The 21873-nt window shown below is 69.6% G+C and carries 14 protein-coding genes and 1 riboswitch; of the genes, 3 read left to right on the top strand and 11 right to left on the bottom strand.

The features are described 5' to 3' along the window. The first annotated feature begins 169 nt into the window (after positions 1-169). A complete protein-coding gene (locus E3O48_RS17570; RefSeq protein ID WP_166788621.1) occupies positions 170-559 on the top strand; it encodes a hypothetical protein in 390 nt (129 codons plus the stop codon). Positions 560-1027: 468 nt separating this feature from the next. On the opposite strand, the gene ppsA is transcribed toward E3O48_RS17570, so the two are convergent. The 4 genes from ppsA to E3O48_RS05525 form a co-directional block, all read right to left on the bottom strand. Beyond that, positions 1028-3418, bottom strand: a complete 2391-nt coding sequence (gene ppsA / locus E3O48_RS05545) for a phosphoenolpyruvate synthase (RefSeq protein WP_134537611.1) — start codon at positions 3416-3418, stop codon at positions 1028-1030. A 129-nt stretch (positions 3419-3547) separates the two neighbouring features. After that, positions 3548-7558: an endonuclease/exonuclease/phosphatase family protein gene (locus E3O48_RS05540; protein WP_134537610.1), complete on the bottom strand. Its 4011-nt coding sequence runs from the start codon at positions 7556-7558 to the stop codon at positions 3548-3550. A 21-nt stretch (positions 7559-7579) separates the two neighbouring features. Further along, on the bottom strand, positions 7580-10474 hold the full coding sequence (locus E3O48_RS05535) for a hypothetical protein (protein ID WP_166788620.1): 2895 nt from the start codon (positions 10472-10474) through the stop codon (positions 7580-7582). Positions 10475-10618: 144 nt separating this feature from the next. Further along, positions 10619-11497, bottom strand: coding sequence for a hypothetical protein (locus tag E3O48_RS05525; protein WP_134537607.1), 879 nt, complete (start codon positions 11495-11497; stop codon positions 10619-10621). Positions 11498-11835: 338 nt separating this feature from the next. Between E3O48_RS05525 and E3O48_RS05520 the strand changes: the two genes are divergently transcribed. Further along, positions 11836-12609 (top strand): ice-binding family protein, encoded by a 774-nt coding sequence (locus E3O48_RS05520; RefSeq protein ID WP_134537606.1) that lies wholly within the window; start codon positions 11836-11838, stop codon positions 12607-12609. Between the two features lie 88 nt (positions 12610-12697). On the opposite strand, the gene E3O48_RS05515 is transcribed toward E3O48_RS05520, so the two are convergent. From E3O48_RS05515 to E3O48_RS05485, 7 genes are read right to left on the bottom strand one after another with little or no spacing between them, the layout of a single operon-like run. Further along, complete coding sequence (locus tag E3O48_RS05515; protein ID WP_134537605.1) at positions 12698-13627, bottom strand: diguanylate cyclase; 930 nt, start codon at positions 13625-13627, stop codon at positions 12698-12700. Continuing rightward, positions 13624-14004, bottom strand: coding sequence for a chemotaxis protein CheW (locus tag E3O48_RS17565; protein ID WP_166788618.1), 381 nt, complete (start codon positions 14002-14004; stop codon positions 13624-13626). The genes E3O48_RS05515 and E3O48_RS17565 overlap by 4 nt, the downstream gene beginning before the upstream one ends. Further along, positions 14001-15236, bottom strand: a complete 1236-nt coding sequence (locus E3O48_RS05505; RefSeq protein ID WP_134537603.1) for a protein-glutamate O-methyltransferase CheR — start codon at positions 15234-15236, stop codon at positions 14001-14003. The genes E3O48_RS17565 and E3O48_RS05505 overlap by 4 nt, the downstream gene beginning before the upstream one ends. After that, a complete protein-coding gene (locus E3O48_RS05500; RefSeq protein WP_134537602.1) occupies positions 15233-16291 on the bottom strand; it encodes a chemotaxis protein CheB in 1059 nt (352 codons plus the stop codon). The genes E3O48_RS05505 and E3O48_RS05500 overlap by 4 nt, the downstream gene beginning before the upstream one ends. After that, positions 16288-18393 (bottom strand): hybrid sensor histidine kinase/response regulator, encoded by a 2106-nt coding sequence (locus tag E3O48_RS05495; protein WP_134537601.1) that lies wholly within the window; start codon positions 18391-18393, stop codon positions 16288-16290. Before E3O48_RS05495 ends, E3O48_RS05500 begins: the two co-directional genes overlap by 4 nt. Next, on the bottom strand, positions 18390-18881 hold the full coding sequence (locus E3O48_RS05490) for a chemotaxis protein CheW (RefSeq protein WP_134537600.1): 492 nt from the start codon (positions 18879-18881) through the stop codon (positions 18390-18392). The genes E3O48_RS05495 and E3O48_RS05490 overlap by 4 nt, the downstream gene beginning before the upstream one ends. Continuing rightward, a complete protein-coding gene (locus E3O48_RS05485) occupies positions 18878-20665 on the bottom strand; it encodes a methyl-accepting chemotaxis protein (RefSeq protein WP_166788617.1) in 1788 nt (595 codons plus the stop codon). Before E3O48_RS05485 ends, E3O48_RS05490 begins: the two co-directional genes overlap by 4 nt. Before the next feature lie 440 nt (positions 20666-21105). Beyond that, positions 21106-21179, bottom strand: a riboswitch (cyclic di-GMP riboswitch). Between the two features lie 256 nt (positions 21180-21435). Between E3O48_RS05485 and E3O48_RS05480 the strand changes: the two genes are divergently transcribed. After that, positions 21436-21873: a phosphohydrolase gene (locus tag E3O48_RS05480; protein WP_134537598.1), complete on the top strand. Its 438-nt coding sequence runs from the start codon at positions 21436-21438 to the stop codon at positions 21871-21873.

Here is a 21873-nt window from a genome sequence, read left to right as displayed (position 1 = left end):
TCCTGCCCAGCCCTGCCCAGCCCTGCCCAGCCCAGCCCTGCCCAGCCCCGCCCTGCCTTGCCCTGCCTTGCCCGCCGCTCGCGGCGCCCATGCCGGCTCGGAGCCGGGCCTTTTGGCCTACTCCGGCGCCCGGCCCGCGCGCTAGGCTGCCACCGAACGGGGAGGCACCATGACCAACGCAGAATACGACAACGGCACCGAAAAGAACGGCACCGACAAGACCGGCACCGGGACGCCCGCCACCGAGAAGGCGATCGAGGGCACCGACAAGTCGACCGGGCTCACGCCGCGACAGCTCGCCCGGGACGCGCGCGTGCGCCTCCTGCGGAGTAAGGCCGCGGTTCTGCGCTCCGAGGTGGACGCCATCGCGGCCAACCACCTCGACCCGGACACCCTGGAGGAATTGCTCGCAAACGCCGGCCCGGAAGAAGTCCTGCGGATCGAGAAGGCCGAGCACACCATCAGCGCCCGGGTTGCCGAGGCCAGGGCGGAGGCCGACGCCGCCGAAGCCGAGTACGAGCAGGCCTTGCTCGAGCGCTACGACGAGTCCGGCGCCTGACCCGGCCATCGCCCCTCATCCCGGCACGCGCTCCCGCCGGCGCGCCCCCGCCGGACCTCGCCGACCTGTGACTTAAACAGCAGATTCCACGGGCAAACGGCTGCCCAACTCACATCTCGGCGAACACCGGCGCCCGCAGACCCAAGCTCACAGCCCCGCGCCGACCCGATCCCAGTCGGACGGACTCGGCCGCCAGGCCTCGCCGAACTGTGACTTATGCATCCGTTTGCCCCCAGGAAAAGGGTGCTTAACTCACAGTTCGGCGAACATCGGCGCCCGCAGACTCAGGCTCACGGCCCCGCCCCGACCCGATCCCAGTCGTCGGCGAGGTCTGGGCGGACGGGCGGGCGGGCGGACGGACGGGGCTGGGACGGGAGCCCGGCCGCAACCGGGCCGAGACTGCCCCACCGACGACGGGTCCCACCGACGACGGGAACGACGGGTCCCACCGACGACGGGAACGACCGCTCAGGCGGTGTCGAGCGGGCGCTCGGCGGCGGAGATGTGGCTGACCGTCTTGAGGAAACTGTCGGGGTTGAGCGAGATGGAGTCGATGCCCTCCTGAACGAGGAAGGCGGCGAAGTCCGGGTAGTTGCTCGGCGCCTGGCCGCAGATGCCGATCTTGATCCCGGCGGCGTGCGCCTTCAAGATCGCCTGGCTGATCATGCTCTTGACGGCCTCGTCGCGCTCGTCGAAAAGGGCCGCGAGGTCCTCGGCGTCGCGGTCGACGCCGAGCACCAGCTGGGTCAGGTCGTTCGAGCCGATCGAGAAGCCGTCGAACCGGGTGGCGAACTGCTCGGCCAGGATGACGTTGGCCGGGATCTCACACATCATGTAGACCTGCAGCCCGTGGTCGCCGCGGGTCAGCCCGTTCTCGGCCATCACCGCGAGCACCTTGTCCGCCTCGGTCGTGGTGCGGCAGAACGGCACCATCACGATCACGTTGCCGAAGCCGATCTGTTCCCGCACCCGCTTGATCGCCCGGCATTCGAGGGCGAACCCCTCCCGGTAGCGGTCGTCGTAGTAGCGGGAGGCGCCTCGGAAGCCGAGCATCGGGTTCTCCTCCGAGTGCTCGAAGCCGGCGCCGCCGACCAGGTGCGCGTATTCGTTGGTCTTGAAGTCGCTCATCCGCACGATCACCGGGTTCGGGTAGTACGGCGCGGTGAGCTTGGCGATGCCCAGTGACAGCGCCTGCACGAAGTACTCCTTCGGGTCGCCGTAACCACGGGTGAGTTCGGCGATCCTCCGCAGTGCCACCGGGTCGGTCACCCGGTCGGGGTGCACGAGCGCCATCGGGTGGATCTGGATGAGGTTGTTGATGATGAACTCCATCCGGGCCAGTCCCACCCCGTCCGCGGGCAGCCGCCACCACTCGAAGGCCGCGGCCGGGCTGGCGATGTTGACCATCACCTTGGTGCGGGTCTTCGGCACGGAACCGAGGTCGATCTCCTCGGTCTCGAAGGTGAGCCCACCCTCGTAGACGAAACCCTGGTCGCCCTCGGCGCAGGAGATGGTGATCAGCTGGCCATCCGTGAGCACGTCGGTGGCGGTGCCGGTGCCGACCACGGCCGGCACGCCCAGTTCCCGGCTGACGATGGCCGCGTGGCTGGTCGGGCCGCCGTGGTCGGTGACGATGCCCGCGGCCCGGGTCATGATCGGCACCCAGTCGGGGTCGGTCATCTCGGTGACCAGGATGGCGCCGTCGACGAATTTCTCGATGTCGGCCGGGTCCTTGATCACGCAGGCCACCCCGGATGCGATGCTGTCGCCGATCGCCACCCCCGAGATGAGCAGCGGCCCCTGCTCGGTGAGCCGGCTGACCGTGAACCGGGTGCCGCTGGCCTGCGACTGCACGGTCTCGGGGCGGGCCTGCACCATGAAAAGTTCACGGGTGATGCCGTCCTTGGCCCATTCCATGTCCATCGGCCGGCCGTAGTGGTTCTCCACGATCACCGCCCAGCGGCCCAGCTTGACGATGTCGGCGTCGCTGAGCACGAACGACTGGCGCTCCCGCTCCGGCGTGTCGATCATGCGGGTGCGGGCGCTGCCTCCCTTGGCGTAGACCATCTTGCGGGCCTTGGCCCCGAGGGTCTTCTCGATGATCGGCGTGCAGCCGGGCTGCTCGAGCAGCGCCTTGAAGACCAGGTACTTGTCGGGGTCGACGGTGCCCTGCACCACGGTCTCGCCGAGGCCGAAGGCCGCGCTGATCACGGCGGCACCCGGGAAACCGCTGTCGGTGTCGATCGAGAACATCACCCCCGAGCCGCCAACGTCGGAGCGGATCATCCGCTGGATGCCGATCGACAGCGCCACCTCGAGGTGGTCGAACTTCTTCACCTCCCGGTAGCTGATCGCCCGGTCGGTGAAGAGGGAGGCGTAGCAGCGGCGGCAGGCGTCGAGCAGGTCGCGTTCGCCCGTCACGTTCAGGAACGTCTCCTGCTGGCCGGCGAAGCTGGCATCCGGCAGGTCCTCGGCGGTGGCGCTGCTGCGCACGGCGACGGCCAGGTTGGCCTGGCCCGATTTCTCCGACAGCTCCCGGTACGACGAGCGGATGTCGTCGGCGATCTCCTCGGGAAACTCCCCGCCCAGGAACAACTCGCGCAGGGCGTCACCGGTGGCGCGGAGCGACGCCTCGCCGGAGTGGAACAGTTCGAGCTGGTGGCGGAGGGCCGGCTCGATCCCGTTCGCGGTGATGAAGGCGCGGTAGGCATCCGCGGTCGTCGCGAACCCGTCCGGCACTCGCACGCCCTGGCTCGCCAGGGATCGCACCATCTCCCCGAGCGACGCGTTCTTGCCGCCGACCTGGGGGATGTCGGCCAGGCCGATCTCGTTGAACCAGACCACACTGCGCTCGGCCATGAAGACTCCAACCCTGCGTGGGATCGCTGGATCGACGCCGGTGCGCCGGAAGGACCCCGTTAAGGCACCGTACTGCGCGGGCCGGAACACGGCTAGGCCGGAGGTCCCGCCGGGCGAGGTCGCGAACGGTCAACCGCCGCGCTGGAGTTCCACCTCGACCACGTATTCGGAGCCGTCACCGGTGAGCAGCGGAAAGGTGACGATGCACACCCCGGTGCCCAGCACCGCGAGCAGCTCCTGCCGGTCGAACACCAGTCGGGTGCGGCCGAGCGAGTCATCGGCCGAGAGGTCGTCGACCTCGATGCCGGACAGCCCCAGGCACAGCTCGTCGCCGGGGTCGGGCAGGCGAAGCGGCTGGAGCTCGAAGACCTGCCTGGTGCCCGCGGAAACGTCCTCGCGCGTCGGGGTGCTCTGGCTGAGGATCCGGCCGTTGCTCGTCCTGGCGGTCAGGGTGAACCTCACCTCGTCGTCGCCCGGACCGCTCGTGGTCTGCAGGCAGGTCACACTCCGCAGCGTGACCGCGAGCGCCGCGATGCCGCCGTCCTCCGGGAAGACCTGCCGGGTGGTGTCGATCTCGGCCTGGATGCCGTAGTGGTCGGACATGTCCCGGCCGGGTTCCCACTGCACGGTCACGACCTCCGCGTTCGCCCGGTGCTGGCTGTAGAGCGCCCCCGGAAAGGCGAAGAGGTAGTCCAGCCGTTCCACCGTGGCGCCGAATCGCGCCGGGTCGTCGGCCGGGCGGCTCGGATGCCCGTCGTGGAAGGAGGAGATCTCGCCGTCGTCGCTCTCGCTGGTGCCGGCGGGGCGAACCACACCCGCGACATCCGTGGTCGGGGCCAGGTCCACCGGATCGCCGAGCTCGCTCACCAGGTAGTCGTAGAGCTCGGGGTGCGCGAAGAGATCGACGTTGAAGTCGCCGAACAGGATGGCCGGGCCGATCACGTCCCGGCTGGCCCGGATGAACGCCGCCAGGTGCCGGATCTGCCCGCGAACGGCCGCGCGCGCACCGGCGACGGTGCCGCCGATCGTCGGCGACGCCGCCTGGGTGTGGGTGAGGAACAGGTCCACCGTGCAGGGGTGCCCGATGGGTTCGATCCGCGCGTGCAACACGCCCTTGTTGCTCAGGCAGTCGTCGCCGGAGCACTGCCGGTAGACGGTGCCCGCGCCGGCCACGATGCGGTGGCGGCTGAGCAGCAGCAGGCCGCCGCCCATCAACTCGAACTCGGTCAGGCCGAGGTCGACGGATGCCTCGTGCGGCCCTTCGGCGACGAACGGGTACAGGTCGCTCAGCTCGCGGGTGACCCGCTGCCGGTCGTCGGCCGACCACATCTCGCTGAGGCCCACCACGTCGGGGGCGCGATCCCGAAGGCGGCGGATCAGCGCGCCCAGGGCCGCGTCCCGGTCGATCCCCTTGTAGAGCAGCCCCGGCAGCAGCGCCATATTCTGCGCGTACACGGTGAGCGGAGTGTCGTGGACCAGCTCGGTCAGGACGCCTCCGACCGTGCGGGTGCCGCGCACCAGATCGTGCACGACGGAGCGATTGCCGTGCTGGATCGCGTACCGGTCCTGTTGCCAGCCGATCCTGGCGACCGGGCTCCGATGCCGGGGAAAGCCGTCGTCGACGACCGGTTCACCGCCGTAGCGCGCCCCGTCGTCGTAGTGCAGCTCAAGGCGTTCCCCCAGCGGCACGTCGTAGCTGCAGCGGAGCTCCCCGCCCGAGTTCAGACCGGACATGTGCACCCGGGCCAGGCCCACCATCGCCATGAACCGTTCGAAACTGCCGAACTCGGCGGCGCAGCCGATCTGGGTGATGTACACGTTCGTGTCGCCGTCGACCCGGATCTCCGCGTCTTTCCACGGTCCGCTGTCGGCCCAGGTGGTCTCCCTGGCCGAGAGCAGCGCCACGTAGCTCTCGCCGCTGCGCCCGAAGAACCAGCGGGCCGAGTCGTGGTTGCACCGGGCGGCCTCCGGCCCGACGACCTCGTCGAACTGGTTCTTCGGAAACCAGGCGTGGGTGCGCGGGCCGAACAGCAGATTCTGGATCGCCTGCGCCCGGTAGGCCGTGATCGCCGCGCCGCCCTGCTGCACGACCCGCGGCTGCACGGCGTTCCCGGTCCACCAGTTCGGGCCGTCATGACCGGCCGGCAGGAGTGTCTCGTCGATCTTGACCGCACCGAACAACAGGGTCGCGGTCAGCCGGGTTCCGGCCGAGGGATAGCTGGTCCAGACCATGCCGCCGCCGGCCAGTGCCGCGATGCAGGGCAGCCCCTGGAAGTTGATCTGGCCCCGCCGGAAATTCTGCACACTGCCCAGGGTCGCGCCGCCGGTGCGGTGGAAGTAGAGGTTGGCGCGGCTGAGCACCGACCCCTCGGTCAGCGCGGAGAAGGTGTCGGCGGCATCCACCTCGGTGTAGTCCGGGGCGGATCCTCCCGCGATCGCCCCGGCCGCGCCACCGATCACCGCACCGACCGGGCCGCCGACGGCGAAGCCGCCGATCGCCCCCGCGACTCCGCCGAGGATGCCGGCGCCGATGTCTTCGACCGTGTCGATGGCCTCCGCGATGGTCTTGATCATCGGCAGGATCGCCTTGAACGGCGGCGTCTGCAGGAGGCCGGCCTCGGTCGCCACCCGGCGGGAGGCGATGATCGTCTGTTTGGTCGCGTAGGCGGCCCGGCTCCACCAGAACTCCATGTCCTCGGCGGTGCTGGTTCCCACCCCGTAGGCGGCCGCCTCGTCGAAGTCGATGGACACCCGGCTGCGGGCGGTGAACCGGAACGGGCCGCGCCTGGCCAGGGCGACCAGTGCATCCGGGGGCCGGTAGGCCGGGGAGGTGGCCAGGAAAACGGCGGCGTTGCTGGACTGAACGAAGTGCCCCAGCTGGCCGAAGAGCAGTTCACCGGTGTCCCGGGTGCCCTGCTCCCAGACGCAGTTCTTGTTCTCGAAGTAGGCCCGGCCCGCCGAGCCGGCGAATGCGCCCGTTGGGGAGGCCACGGCCAGGTCGAAGACGAGCAGATCGAGCACCATGACCGCCCGGGTGCGAATCTCCGGGTCGACCGCGAAGTCGGCCAGGTTCAACAACGGCAGCAGGTCTTCCACATAGTAGCCGGGGGCGTTCCACTCGGCGAAGCCCAGCCGCAGGCGTTCGTTGAGCCAGCGCAGCACGCGCACGGCTGCGGCCGTGCGGTGTTCGGCCCCGGTGCGGTCGCCCGGACGCGGCGGCCCGTTCGGCCCGTCCCTGCGGTTGGCGCGCTGGGACACGAACGGGTCTCCCGGCCAGTATTGCCCGGCCAGGTATTCGGCGGTGGCGAAGAGCAGCCGGTGGTTCTCCGACCAGTAGGTCATGTCCTGGCCGTCCTCCATCTCCTCATGGCGGTTGACCGAGTTGGCCAGCTCGGTCTTCTTCGTGCGGATCTCTTTGGCGCGACCGGAGAACTCATCGCAGCGGAACGGGTCATCGAACCAGTACTTGAAATTCGTGAACGAGGAATGAAGTGCGGATGCGACGCTCTCCGGGAAGTTCGGGTCGCGGCCCTGGCTGGCCGGGTCCCGCCAGAGCAGGGCGGCATCCTGCAGGTGCTCCGGGGTGTCGCCCAGCAGGTAGAGCAGGCGAAGGATCTCGTTCGCGCCGAAGTCGGCGGTTTCCAGCAGGTACTCCATGTGCACAGAAGGCACCTCGAGTTTCGCCCAGTATGCCTCGGGGGTCACCCCGGTGCGGTCCCAGCCGAAGAGTTCGTCCTGTCGTTCCGGCCGAGCCCGCACGAGCAGCGCCCTGGCCAGAGCCGTCTCCCGGTTGTCGGTGAGCAGCCAGTCCCGCTGGCGGGCGTCGCGCTGGGCGTCGGGCAGCGCATCGAGTTCGGCGGCGATCACCGCCAGGCCCGGGTCGAGCGCCTCCAGGCCGAGGTCGTGCACGGCGTCGCAGAGGGTGGCGTGGCCGGCGTCGTAGGGCGAGCGCACTTCTCCCGTCTTGCTGCCCTCCACCGGCACGGGGGCGCGCCGCTTCTCGGCCGCATTCCACCGTTCGAAGCGGCGCCCCCTGACGAAGGACCGGGTGGCCAGGCACTCGAGGTAGCGCAGCCGGCGCTCGTCGAACGCGATCTGGGTGCCGCTGGCCCCGTGTGCCGGCGGATCGAAGGGTTGCATGGCTGCGAGGGTATGGGGGCGTCAGGATCCGGCGTCGGGCTTCTCGACCCAGTCGCCCGCGGTCAGGGTCCAGGTGGGCAGCCGGTCGTCGCGGCGGGCGCGCACGAGGTCGGAGGCGAGACGGAATTCCCACGGTGCGCCGACCGGCTTCTCCGAGTCCGGCGCCGCGCCCTGCGCGCGCAGCTCGGCGATCAGCGACACCCACAGGGGGCCGCCCACGTCGAGGAGTTCCGTGGTGCTCGGCGTCGTGCCCGTGTTGAGGAACCTTTCGAACGCGATCTCGTAGCCCGGCCGGATCGGCAGCACCACGCGCGCGGCCCCCGCGCCGAGGAAGGCGGCGAACCTCGGGTCGGCCACCCTGGTGAGCAGCTTGCTGACCCACGAGGACCGCGAACCCCAGAAGTAGGGGAAGAAGGCGCACTCGAGGTGATCCCACTCCACGGCCTGTTCGAAGAACCGGATGTAGGCCGAGAGCGCGAGGGTCGCGGTCGCATCCGGGTAGGGGAAACCGAGTCCGTCGAACCTGAGCGCGTTGAAGGTGCTGAAGTTCTGGCCGGTGAGCACCGCCAAGACAGTGCGTTGGAGTTCGGTGCGGATGAGCCGGGTCTTCGCCTCGGGAGTGAGGTCGCGCAGGGTGAGCCGCGCGGTCGCGTCCCGGTTCGCGACCCTCTCCTCGTAATCCGCGAAGCGCTGCTGATTGGCCGCGAGGATGAGGCCGTGGGCCTTCGTCTGCCAGGCCGCGATCGCGGCCTCAGTGGGTTCGCAGATGATTTCTATCGCCACGGCGAGCGTGGACAGGCCGGGGCTGACCCCGTCACCGTCGGCGATCAGGCCCACGGGCAGGCTTTCCACCTCGCCGTCGAGCCGACCGGTGAACACCTTTCCGCTCCAGTCTCCGTCGATCGCCACCCGCTTCGAGCCGATCACGACGCGGAGCCGGAATGCAGTCCACCCGCTTGCGAGGGCGACCAGGCGGTAGGTGGTGGCCTTGAAGCCCTTGGGCACCCGGGTGCTTCGGCTCTCCCCCAATTCGAGGTTGTTGGCGTTGAGCTCGCCGCTGAACGGATCCGCCGCCTTTCCGCCGAAATTCTCGGTGACGATGATCTGCGCCTGCGGCGGCGCCTCGACGCCGCTGGCCTGATGCCCGGTCGCATAGTACGACCAGTTCTCCGGACCGAGCGTGTCGGCCGGAACAGTGAATCGGGCCGGCTTCGACGGGAGCACACCCTCGCCGCGCGGCCGCGCCAGCGCCTCGCGGAACAGGGCGGCCGGCTCCGGCACGATCACGTCGTAGAGCAGTCGCGTGCCGTAGCTGAACACCTGCGCCTGGTAGATCTTGTCCAGCCATTGGTAGACGCCCAGGCGCGGGCCGGCTCCGGCCGCGTTGTCGATGAGGTGTTCCTGCGCCTGCTCGGTGCGGCGGAGCATCCGCTGCACCGCGGTGTTGCGGGTACGGTTCGTGGAACTTGACGACACGGCATCCGTCACCGTCCGGGAGAAGGTCTCCGGTCCGTCGCTCGTGAGCGGGCCGCGGCCGCTGCCGACCGCTTGCGCTGTGGTCTTGCCCGAACTCTGCTCGGCGGCGGTCTGGGCGAGCGAGCGCAGGTCGGTCTGCTCGGTCTCGGTGGTGTTCGTGGTTTCGGTCTCGTCGATCTGACTCACCGTGTGGGTGAGCTTCTCGCCGGGCAGAGCGTTCTCGAGGCTGGCGACCTCACCGCGCTCGTAGCGGCTGAGGTGGGTTCGCACGACGTGCAGGTCGGCGACGCCGAGCGGGGTGACCGCGGTGTGCGCGCCGGGGGCCGCGGTGGCGACGGGCTCCGTGCCCGCCGGGTCGTCGACCGGGTCGACCTTCCACTTTCCGATCAGCTCGGAGATGAGATGGTGGGTTCGGTCGTCGACCGTGCCCAGGTGGGTGCCGAGTTGGATCGACAGGGTGCGCAGATCCTGGCCGGCCGCGTCATGGCGGGCTCGCACGGCCAACTGCATGTCGCGCACGGCGGATGTCGCCGGGTCGAGTTCGAGACTGCGGAGCGCTTCCTGGGCGGGCGTCGACAGCAGCCGCACAGCGGTGTCGGAGAGCACCACGTTCGACCGGCTGGCCGCGCGGCGCAGCGGCGACGAGCCGAAGGCATCCTCGTCGGGGGTCGGCTTGGGCCGGTTGTGATCGTTCTCGCGCGGGGCGGCGGCTCGGGCGGAGCGGGTGCGATAGAGGTCTGCGAGCGGCCGCTGCTCACCGAGTTCGCTCAGCAGCAGTTCGTCTTCGTCGTGGCTGTCGAGGTCGGTGAGCGCCTGGCCGAGGCGTGCATGCTCGTCGCGGGCGGCCGCGAATCGGTGCAGCAGCTCGGTGACCGCCGCCTCCGGCGACGGTGTTTCGGCGGCCACGGGCGCCGTGTCACGCAGCCGGATCAGGGTGTCCGGCAGCAGGAGGGGCGCCGCCAGGAGTGAGTCGATTCCGGCCACGGATGCGACGCCCGCCGACACCGCCTCGGCCAGCGCGTAGGCACGCACCAGCGTCACGGCCAGGGCCGCGCTGGGCCCGTCGGGTTCGAGCAGGTAGCCCGCGAGCACGCTGTCTTTGGCCTTTCCGGCGTCCTCGGCCCAGTCCGCCGCGGGGATCCCGCCGATGGCGGCGCGAACGGCGGACGTCACCTGGGCGAGGGTGCGCGCGTCGTCACCGGTGAGCTTCTCGACCAGAGAGACAAGTTCGGGCCCTCGATTCACCTGATCGGCCCTGGCCACGAATCGCACGCCGTCCGCGAAGGCCCGTGCCGCTGCCACCGCGTCGGCCGCGGCCGTCGGCCCGTCGACCGCGTGGGCGAGCTCCTGCTGGAACGCAGTGCCATCGGCCAGCCGGGGCGCCGGCGGAGCGCCCTGCACCGGAGGCCGCAGTGCAACGAAGGTGAGGATACTGTCCATGACGCACTCCAACGACATCGGTGCTGCACGAGCGCCTGACTCCTCCCGGGGGTGCACGATCGGTGGGGAACGGGCCTCAACTCTGGACTATTGTGCCCCGCCGCAGGTGCCGCGTCTAGGTACCTGCGCGGCCACGCCAGGCGATCACCGGGTCATGATCGAGGTCACCGAACCGATGACGCCCGGGATGGAGACGACCCCGAGCGCGAGCAGGGCGATCCGTCCGGCCCGGATCAGGGCATCGGAGGTCCACCAACGAGGCGCGGCCGGGATGAGCGCACAGCCGATCAGGGTCAGGATGGCGGCGGCGAGGAGCACCAGCCCGAGCGGAAAGTAGACGACGGCCGCCAGCAGCGGCGAGTAGGCAGGCCAGGTGCGTCGCGTCGGCGGGGGGAGGCGTCCGCTGTACCAGCCCGCGAACGCAGCCACCAGCATCCCGTGCAGGATCACGACGACAGAGAAGAGCAGGACCGCCAGCCAGCCCGGCCCGACGATGTCGAAATCGATGTTGTCGGCCCGGAGCGGGTCGAGGGTCGTCGCGAACAGGGCCAGCAGGAGCAGACCGAAGATCACGCCCCCGAGCCGGCCGCGGGGAAGCCAGCGGTGGATCACGACGTAGAGGATCGCCGACAGGAATGCCCCGGGCAGTGCGCCGAAAACGAGGAACGCGAAGGTTCCGTTGACCGTGATGTCGCCGACGCGCGCCTGCGCCTCGGTGATCCTGCCCGCGGCCGGCGGAGAGGTCAGCGCGAGCACTCGCATGACGAGCCTTCCTCCGGCTCCGGCCATCAGCAGACCGGAGACAGTTCCGGTCACCGTGACCACGGTCGCCCACCAGGCGAAGCGACGGAGCCCGGTCGGCACTCGTGCGCTGCGCACCGGGATTGGCGACACCGACGCCGCATGCTGCGCCGTGGGGTCGGATGCGCCGACTGCCGGCGAGCGCAGATCGATCCCGCCCCAGACCGCCACCCCCACGACCCCGGCCAGGGCCAGCACGCCGCAGACAACCAACACGATCATGACCCACATTGTTGTCCCGATTCCGCCGGCCGGCCAGCCCTGGGCGCCCGGCGGCATCGGGGACACGCCCGGCCCGAGGAATTCATCAGAATAATCACTCGCGTCCCTCAAGAAGACAGAAACCACCCCTAGTCTGGGGGTTAGACAGATTCGATTCGTTGGAATCGGTCCCGTGGGGCGTACGAAGTCGTACGTGGTGGACGCCTGTGTGCGTGGGACCTGGGGCCCTTCGGGGACGGTACCGACGTTAGAAACCCGGTGTGCAGCATCGGGGACCGCACCACGATGGCCCTGCCCGAATCCGCAGAGCGCGGGTTCGCCGAAAGGAAACCACCGCAATGAAGTTCCAGAATCTCTCCACCACCCGCAAGGCCCAGCTCGGACTGGTGCTGGCCGTCGCCGTCGCCGGTGCCGGCAGCGCCGCCATCGCCGGGTCGGCCTCGGCGACCGGCCTCCCCCAGGCTCCGGTCGAACTCGGCACCGCCGGCACGTTCGCCATCCTCTCGCAGACGGGCGTGACGGATGTCTACGCCTCGGCCGTCAACGGAAACGTCGGTGCCAGCCCGATCACCGGCGCGGCCATCCTCCTCACCTGCCCGGAAGTGCAGACCGGAACCATCTTCTCGGTCGACGCCGCCGGACCGCCGTGCGAGGTCACCGCCCCGTCCTTCCTCACCACGGTCGTCGGCGACATGGGGATCGCCTACGGTGATGCGGCCGGGCGCGTCAACCCCGACTTCGTCGACCTGGGCGCCGGCGAGATCGGCGGGCTCACCCTCCTGCCTGGCCTCTACAAGTGGAACACCGACGTGACCATCTCCACCGACGTCACCCTCTCCGGCGGACCGGACGACGTGTTCATCTTCCAGATCTCCGGCAACCTCGATGAGGCGTCCGCGAAGAACGTCACCCTCGCCGGCGGCGTGCAGGCGAAGAACGTGTTCTGGCAGACCGCCGGCTCCACCTCGATCGGCACCACGGCGCACTTCGAGGGAACCATCCTCGGCAAGACGCTGATCGCGATGAAGACGGGGGCAACGATCAACGGGCGGCTGCTCTCGCAGACCGCGGTCACCCTGCAGAGCAACACGGTCACCGAGCCGGCGAAGTAACCGGGTCACGCCCGGGTCGGGGCTGCGGCATCCGTGGCCGCCCCGGCCCTGGGCAGCCGCCGGGGTCTCCGGTACCGGTTCAGATGGTTCAGGACGCCGCGGCCGGCTCAGACTCGATCCGGTTACGGCCGGCGCCTTTCGCCGAGTAGAGGAGAGCGTCTGCCCGCCCGACCAGCTCGGCCGCGGTGCCCAGCGGGCCCAGGGCGCAGCCGGCGCTGACGGTGACTGAGATCGGCACGCCATCGGCGTCAATCGGGGTCGCCGCAATGGCCTGCCGGATGCGTTCGGCCACGACGAGTGCGCCATCACGGCCGGTGCGGGGGAACACGACCAGGAATTCCTCCCCACCCCAGCGCCCGACGACGTCGCCCTCGCGCAGTTCGGACTTCAGCCGCCGCGCGAACTCGGCGAGGACCATGTCTCCGGCCGGGTGACCGTAGCCGTCGTTGACTCGCTTGAAATGATCGATGTCAAGGAGGAGAACACTGAGCGGATCCTGATGGCGGATGGAATCCGCGTGGTAGTGGCCGAGCACCAATTCGAGGTGGCGCCGGTTGTTCAACCCCGTGAGCGCATCCGTGCGGCTCAGCAGGTCGAGCTCGGCGTTGCGCAGACGGAGCTGGTCCTGCAGCTTCTTGACGTGGGCGGCGGCTGCGACGCGCGCCACCAGCTCGGCGGGTTCGAACGGTTTCTTGAGGTAGTCATGGGCGCCGCCGCGCAGCCCGCGCAGCACGTTGTCCATGTCGGTCAGGGTCGTGAGGAAGACGACGGGCAGGTCCGTCAGCAGCGGGTCGGCCTTGAGTACCTCGAGCACCTCGTAGCCGTCGAGTCCGGGCATCTCGATGTCGAGGAGGATCACATCGGGCGGGGTCTGGCAGCAGTGTTCGATGGCCGCCCGGCCGTCGACGGCCTCGACTACGTGGTAGCCCGCTGCCTCGAGGTGGGAGCGCACGACTGCGCGGATGACGAGCGAGTCGTCTGTGATCAGCACCGTCGTGGCGCTCGGCTCCGCGATCACAGCTGGGCCGCGAGGGCTTCGGGGTCGGCGACGAGGATGAGTTCGCCGTCCGAGTCGACCATGCCGGAGATGAACGCGCGGGCCTGGCCGGTCAAGGCGGGCCGGACCGTGTCAGGGGTGAATCGGCGCACACCGGAGACGGCGTCGACGAGCAGGCCGAAGGATGTTCCCCGCGACTCGACCACGATCACGTGGCCGCCGCCACTGCCGAGGCTGGAGAGCACGGTCAGGGGCGGGCTGCCGGGCAGCACCCCGGCGATGTCGGATCCGGCTCCGGGCACGGACACCAGGCCGTCTGCGGTGCGCACCGCCCGCGTGGCCTCAACCGGGAGGCAGTAGGCCGCCCCGGCCGCTCGGAAACACACCATGGTCGTCATCGGGTTGGCTCCTGTTGTTTGGCGTCGAGAAGTTTGTGCAGTTCGGCGATCGAATAGCCGTCGATGGCGTCCTCGACCTCCGCCGGGTCGGCCAGGTCCAGGGCCCGCCGGGCTGCACTGTAGGCGCGGAACGCGGCGGCGGGATCGGCGGAGGCCTCGAGCGCGAGCCCGAGGTGCAGGTGGGCCAGGCTGTCGCGCGGGGCCAGGTACACCCATTTGCGGAAGATGACGACCGCGGCGGCGTGGTGTCCGGCCTCAAGTTCGGTCTGACCGCTTCGAGCCAGGCCGGCGATCACGGCAGCCTCGTCGCGGTTTGTCGGGGCGGGAGCGACCCGCCGGGGCCCGGGCGGCGCCACGGGCGGCGGCGCCGCCGGCGAGCGCGGTGCCGGCGGGGGGATACCGGGACCGGCCAGCGGGCGATACGCGTAGGTGTCGCCGAAACGCACGGTTTCGTAGCGGTCACCGATTGCCCAGATCGTCTCGGACGAGCCGAGGAACAACCAGGCGGCCGGCATCGCCTGGGCCACCCGGTCGAGGAAGATCCGGGCATGTTCGGGCGAGAAGTAGATCAGCACGTTGCGACAGAAGACAATCTGGCAGGACCGCACCCGGGAGGGCACCGGATCGATCAGGTTGTGGTGCATCGTGCTCACCCGGGTGCGCAACGCCGGCGTGATCTCCCAGCCGTCGCCCACTGCACTGAGGTGTCGCTCAAGGCGCGCGGGTGCCAGGCCGCTCACCTCCCTGGTCGAGTACCGGGCGGCATCCGTGCGGGCGAGCGCCGAGGTGGAGATGTCGGTGGCGATGATCGATCCGGTGATGCGCTGCTCGTCGAGAAGCATGGCCAGGCTGTACGCTTCCTGGCCGTTGGCGCACCCGGCGCTCCAGATCGACAGCGGCCTGTTCGTGGCGGGCAGGATCTCGCGCTCCAACAGTGCGAAGTGCTCAGGGTGGCGGAAGAAGCCGGTTTCCTGCACCGTGATGCGATTGAGCAGGCTCTGCCGCAGCGCGCCGCCGGCCGTCAGCGCCCGCAGGTAGGACTCGGCGCCGTGACCGTAGTCGGCGATCTCGTCACGGATGCACCGGCGCATCCGTGCGCGCAGGGTCGGCTCGGCGCGCAACCCGACCACCGAGCGCAGCAGTTCGGCGACCCGGTCGACCACCGCATCGGTGACGACCGTTGCGGCATCCGTGCCGGCGCGCGCTTCATCCGCGGGTACTGTGCCGTTCATGCCGTTCCCCGCGCAGCGCAACGCAGGATCGCGGCCGCCACAAGGTCGATCGGCAGCAGTGCGCTGACCGCGCCGAGGCGATAGGCCGCCCGAGGCATCCCGAAGACCGCAGAGGTCTCCTCGTCCTGGCCGAGAGTCTGGCCGTTCGCGCGATGGATCTCGAGCAGCCCCTCGGCGCCATCGTCGCCCATCCCCGTGAGGATGACGCCGATCCCGGCAGGGCCGGCGTTCTGTGCAACAGAGTGGAAGAGTTCGTTCGCGGACGGCTGGTGGATCGTTGCCGGCGTCGACGCCAATTCGAGGCGCAGGCCCGCGGCCAGCCGCAGGTGCAGGCCGCCAGGGGCCAGGTAGACCCGCCCGGGGCGGGCGACCTGGTCGTGCACGGCGATTTCGACCGGCAGCGCAGAGACCCGGGTCATCCAGTCGTAGAGGCCGCCGGTGAAGTCCGGATGCAGGTGTTGCACGACGAGCACCGGCGCGACCAGCCCGCCCAGCCCGGCGAGCACCGTGGCGAGCGCCTTCGGCCCACCCGTCGATGCGGCGAGGGCGACAACGGTCTGGCGGTTGCGGCCCGACGGGGCGGGTGCGGCCCCGGCTGGCCTGGCCCGCACGCCCCGGGGGTGACGAATGGTCTGCACCCGGCTGAGCTGACGCACCGTGTGCCGCAGTCCGGCCTCCAGATCGGGGGTCCATCGCACAGGAACCGGAAGCACGTCGAGGGCCCCGGCCACGAGCGCGTCGACCGCGCTCGGTGACTGGCGGTTTTCGATCTGCGTGGAGAGCACGAGGATCGGCGTCGGGGTGTGCGCCATGACCTGCTCGATCAGGTTCTGGCCGCTGCCGTCGGACGTGGTGAGGCCCAGGACGATGACGTCGGGTCGCTCGCGGGCGACGAGGGTGATGGCTGCCGGTCCGGTTGCGACTTGGCCGAGGCTAGTGATGTCGCCCTCGTTCTGCAACATCCGGGCGAGGCGGGCGCGATCGGTGGGGAAGTCGTCGATGATCAGCACCCGGATCGGCTTTCCGGGGCACGGCCCGGTGGTCGTCCCGGTCATCGGCGCGCCCCGATCAGCCGGGTCACGGCGATGAGCAGGCTGCCCTCGTCGAAGCCGCTCTTGAGAATGAATCCGTCGGCGCCGGCCTCCAGACCCCGCTGCCGGTCGGCCTCGCTCGACAGCGAGCTCAGGATCAGGATCGGGATGTTCGCCAGGCTCGGAGCCGCGCGCACCGCCTCGGTCAGCGCGAAGCCGTCCATCAATGGCATCTCGATATCGGTGAGGATCAGCTCACTGGGTTCCTCGGCGAGCTTTGCCAGCGCGTCCAGACCGTCCACGGCGACGCGCACCTCGAAGCCGGCCCGCTCCAGGATGCTCCGCTGCAGCTCCCGGATGGTCAGCGCGTCATCGACGACGAGGATGCGCTGCGACGCGCCGGGCGACCCGGCCGGTATCAGCCCGGCCCTCGCTCCGTCGGACCCGGCGGTCGACCACTCGGCGGTCGCCGCGGCATGCCGCGCGTTCGACGGCTCCGCGGCGGACGGGCCGGCAGCAGTCTGGCGACGGGCCGCCTGCCTGGCGCGCTGGACCAGACCGGGAGGGTCGAGAACGAGCAGGATCGAGCCATCGGGTTCCACGCTGGCGCCGGCGACCGCGGGCAGGTGCGGCAGGAGGGAGTTGAGGCCCTTGATCACCACGTCCCGTTGGCCGACGAGCCGGTCGACCTGGAATCCGTGCCGACGGGCGGTGTCGGCGAGCACCACGATCGGGCCGTCCAGGGTGGTCCCGTGGATGCCCAGCGTTTCGGCCAGCACCGAAACGGAAACGGGCTGGTCCTCCACCCAGATCACCGGCCGTCCTTCGGCGCTGGTCGGGCCCGATTCGTCGAAGCGTTGGGAGAGCACGACCCGGTGGAACGGCAGGGCGAAGCGCTGCCCGCCGGCTTCGACCAGCAGGCAGCGGAGCACGGCCAGGGTGATCGGCACGATGACGCGGAACTCGGTGCCCCGGCCCGGTTCCGAGCGCACCTCGACGCGACCATGGGCGGCCTCCACCGTACTGCGCACGACGTCGAGGCCGACGCCACGCCCGGACAGGTCGGTGACGAAAGTCGTCGTCGACAACCCGGCCCGGAAGATCAGTTGCAGGACGTCTTCGTCGCTCAGTCGTGACGTGTCAACACCCTGGCCCTCGGCCTGCGCCCTGACCCGCAGGGTGTCGATCCCGTTTCCGTCGTCGGTGATCGCCACGATCACTTCGGAGCCGAGTTGCATGGCGTGCAGGCGGATGGTGCCACCCACCGGCTTGCCTGCCGCGGCGCGCACCGCGTCGGGTTCGATCCCGTGGTCGACGGCATTTCGCACCAGGTGCAGCAGGGAGTCGGAAAGCGCAACGAGCACGCCACGGTCCAGCTCGGTGTCTGCCCCGCGCACCTCCCAGCGAATGGTCTTGCCCTGCGCCCTGGCCAGGTCGCGCACGGCACGCTGGAGTTTGTCGGTGATGGTGGCCAGCGGCACCATCCGGGTGCGCATGGCGCGTTCCTGCAGTTCGTTGAGCGTTCGCGACAGTTCGTTGAATTCGGAGTTGAGGGTCGGGTCGACGCCGAATCGCTCCATCAGCATGCTGCCCATCCGAAGGTGGGCGGATGCCGACTCCCCGATCAGGCGCACGAGCTCGTCGAGCCGGTCCATCGGCACCATCACCACGCCGCCCGGCTCGGCTGCAGATGCGGTTTCGACGACGGTCGGTGCCCGCGGGGACGCAGCGACGACCGTCACCGGCGTCGCACTCTCGGCGATGACCATGACCGCGACGACCGGCTCCTCGCCGGGCACGTCGGCCGGTTCGCCGGCGATGGCGCTGCCGAGCCGGTCAGCCCCGGCAAGCAGGGTATCGATGATCGCCGGAGTGACCGCCACGATGCCGGAGCGGATCCCCACGACGAGTTCCTCAAGCTCGTGGGCCAGCTGGCTCACGTCGTCCAGGCCGGCGACGGCCGCGGATCCCTTCAGGGTGTGCAGCTCGCGGAAGATGGACCGGATCAGGGTCTCGTCGCCGCCCTGCTGTTCGAGCTGGAGCAGCAGCCGGTCCAGTTCGGCCAGCCGAACGCCGGCCTCCTGGCCGAACAGCATTCGAATCTGGTCGATGTCCAGGATGCTCATCCGGTTGACCCGGACCTGACGATAGCGCTCACGGGTTCGATCGCTCCGACGGTCGGCGGCCCTGATACCGGGCTCTTGCCGGTGTGCGGCGGACGATCCCGGGCCAGGAGAAGATCGGGGTCGAGCCGCACGACGACGCGCCCTTTCACCCGGTAGCTGCCCGCCGTGCCGGGCAGGTCGGACGGACCGACGGGGTCATCAAGGCCGACCCGATGGGGGAAGGCGGTCGCGGCGAGAGCGATCAGGCCCTGCCTGGACAGCAGCACGACCGCGAACATCGGCGCTTGCCCTGCGGGCAGGCCGAGCAGCGCGGCGGTGTCGAGCAGCGGAACGATTTGCCCGCGCAGGTTGAACAGGCCGAGCACGTGCGGCGGCGCGGTGACCAGCCGGGTGAGCGGCGGTGCGGCGACCACCTGGCTCACCCTGTCGATCGACACGGCGAACAGGTCCTCCCCCACGGGGACCAGAACCGCGTGCGCTTCCGTCATTGCTCTCCGTTGCCTGTATCGGAGGTTTTTTCCAGCTTGTGGGCCAGGTCCGCGAGGTCGCCGGCCGAGGCCGCGATCTGCCGGGCCGTGATCGAGATCTGCCGGCTGGCGTCGGCGAGTTGTTCCATGGTTTCCACGACCTGAGCGGTGGCGCTGCGCTGCTGCTGAGTGGTCAGGCTCACCTGCCCATTGGCGTCCGTCACCGCTTCGAGCTGGAGCAGGCCCTGCTGCATCTGCTTCGCGCCCTTTTCCATCGCCATCACAGTGGCGTTGGTCTCGCGCTGCACGGCGGTGACGATCGCGGCGATGTCGCCGGCGCTGGACTTGGATCGTTCGGCCAGACGACGCACCTCGTCGGCGACGACCGCGAATCCTCGACCGTGCTCACCGGCCCTGGCCGCCTCGATCGCCGCGTTCAGGGCGAGCAGGTTGGTCTGGTCCGCGATGTCGTTGATCAGCACCAGGAGCGACTCGATGTCGTTGACCCGGCTGGCCAGGGCCAGGGTGCGCTCGCTCGAGACGAGGATGTCCGCCTCGGCCTGTTCGAGATTGCGCCGGGTGTCGGCCGTCTGGCGAGCGACATCGTCAACGGTGTCGGCGATCGCCACCGACGACCGCGCCAACTCCTCGGTGGTGGCGGTGGCCTGGGTGACCGCGGCGCTCTGCTGGGTGGTGATCGCGGCGAGCTCATCGGAGGATGCCGACAGCTCGGTTGCCGCGGAATTCACCTCGACCCCGGCTCCCTCCAGCCGGGCGATGAGTCCCTGGCTGGTGTTGAGCATCGCGTTGAGCGAGTCGGCGAGCAGCACCATCTCGGTCGGCCCGGTGGGCACGGCGCGCGCCAGCAGGTCTCCGCGGGTGACCCGACGGGCGACGGCGGTCAGCTTGCGCACCGGCCGGGTGGCGCTCCAGGCCATCACGCCAGAGGCCAGGATGGCGACGAGCACGCCGATGGCCGCGAGCAGGATGGACCGCTGCACCTGAGTCTCCACCGGGGCGAGCACGACATCGGCTTGCTGCTCCACAATGAGCACCCAGTCCAGGCCCTCAACGACGTCAAAGCCGCTGATGACGTCGACCCCGTTGGAGTGAGTGAACTCCGCGGTGCCCGCCTTGCCTGTGCCGGCCGCCTGCGCAGTGGGCCCGTTGTCGACGATGGTCGTGAGCATCCCCCCGGCCAGCAGGGCTGACTGCTCAGTGGCATTCCCCATGGTTTCCGTGCTGTAGATCAGGCGATGGAGCGAGTCGACCGCGATGACAGCGTCACCCTTGCTCAGTTCGGGGTTGAGCAACCCGCTCAGGGCGGTCGGATCAAGGTTGGCGACGATGACGGCGCGCACCGAACCGTCGTCGGCCAGCAGCGGCTGCGCGATGACCCAGTGCAGCCGGTCGCCCTGGAGAGTCAGCGGGGTGAAGACCGACTCGCCGGCAACGGCTGAGCGAAACCAGTCCTGGCCGGTGGGGTCGAGGATGACGCCGGGCCGGCTGGTGGAGAGCACGGCGCCGGAGACATCCGTGATCTCGATCACCGTATAACTGCCGGAGGCCTCGTCGATCTTGGCCAGGCGGGTTGCGAGGACCGGGCTATCGAGCTGGTTACCGGCCGAGACAGCCAGAACCGACACGTCGACCTTGCGTTCGGCAATCCAGTCTTCCAGGCGCAGCGTGACAGCCTTTGCCAGGGTGACACCCTTGCCTTTCGCCGCCGCGGTGAGGCTGGTGGCCGACTCTGAGGTCAGCACAACGGCCGAGATGATGACCAGCGGCACGGAAACCACGAGCATTGCGGCCGCCAGCTGCACTCCCAGTCGACGCGGTAGCTTCCGAAGGCGGCCGAATGGTTTCCTGGCCATGGTTTACTACCGGTCTTTCTAGTGCTGAGTGTGTGTCAAACGGCATATGCGAACGTGCATGGCGAAGTATTTCGCCCGGCCGCGACCCTGCCGTGCGGTGAATGCGAGGGGGGACCGAACCCGAATCGGTCCCCCATCGCAATTCCGCGTCAGGGCGGCCACCCGAAGGTCGACCTGACTTCCCTCAGTCCGTCGTCTGCTTACCCAAGTCGACGACGGATTGATGGAGTTTGTGGGGTGACGGCCGCCGTCGCAACGGGGCTGTCGACTGCGGGCACAGTCAGGGTGGCATCAGGCTGCGTCAGACCATAGGACTCGACGCGGGCGTCGGTCTCCAGGAATGGAAAGCTCATCTGCTTCGGCCCTATTCATTCGGTAGGCCGGCTGACCCGAAGGTCCCGTGCCTTTGCGACCCCGTTTCTCAACGGGTGTGCCCTTGCGAAAGACGTATGAACCGTCTCGCCGGTGGTCGGATGACCACCTGGTTCGAACCTAGCAGCCCGGGGCCGGATCCGACCCCGACGACGTCGCGGAATGTACCCCCAGTGCGGGGTGCACGAAAGGGGTTGTTTTGCCGGTTTTCTCACGGAGACCTCCCCCGTTCACGGGGGCGCGCTACCGTGTGCCGAGCAGGCGCCCACTGGACTCCACGTCCGGCCGGCCGCACTCACTCTCGATCGCACTACCCCAGGGGGATCATCATGCCAGGCACAGCAGTCGCACCGTTCGTCGCCACCGCCCGGTCCATCGCCACGGCCGCTCACCGCGGCCAGGTCGACAAGCTGGGTGCCGCCTACATCGATCACCCCCGCCGGGTCTCCGAACGTCTCGCCGACCCGCTGGGGCAGGCGACCGCCTGGCTGCACGACGTGCTCGAGGACACGGATGTCTCCCCCAGCGATCTGCTGGCCGCCGGCATCCCCGGCGGTGTCGTCGCCGCGGTCGAACTGCTCACCCGAACAGATGCCGTGAGCGACGCCGACTATTACGCCGGCATCCGCGCCAACCCGATCGCCCTCGCCGTGAAGCGCGCCGATATCGTCGACAATCTCGAGCCGTGGCGGGTGGCGCAACTGGACGTCAGCGTGCGGGAGCACCTGGCCGCGAAGTATGGGAAGGCGTTGGCAGTGCTCGAGTGA

Origin of the sequence: Cryobacterium sp. HLT2-28 (genome assembly GCF_004402495.1) — a bacterium.
GTDB lineage: Bacteria > Actinomycetota > Actinomycetes > Actinomycetales > Microbacteriaceae > Cryobacterium > Cryobacterium mannosilyticum.
Note: the sequence above shows the minus strand (reverse complement) of the source record. Positions and strands in the feature narration are given on the sequence as shown.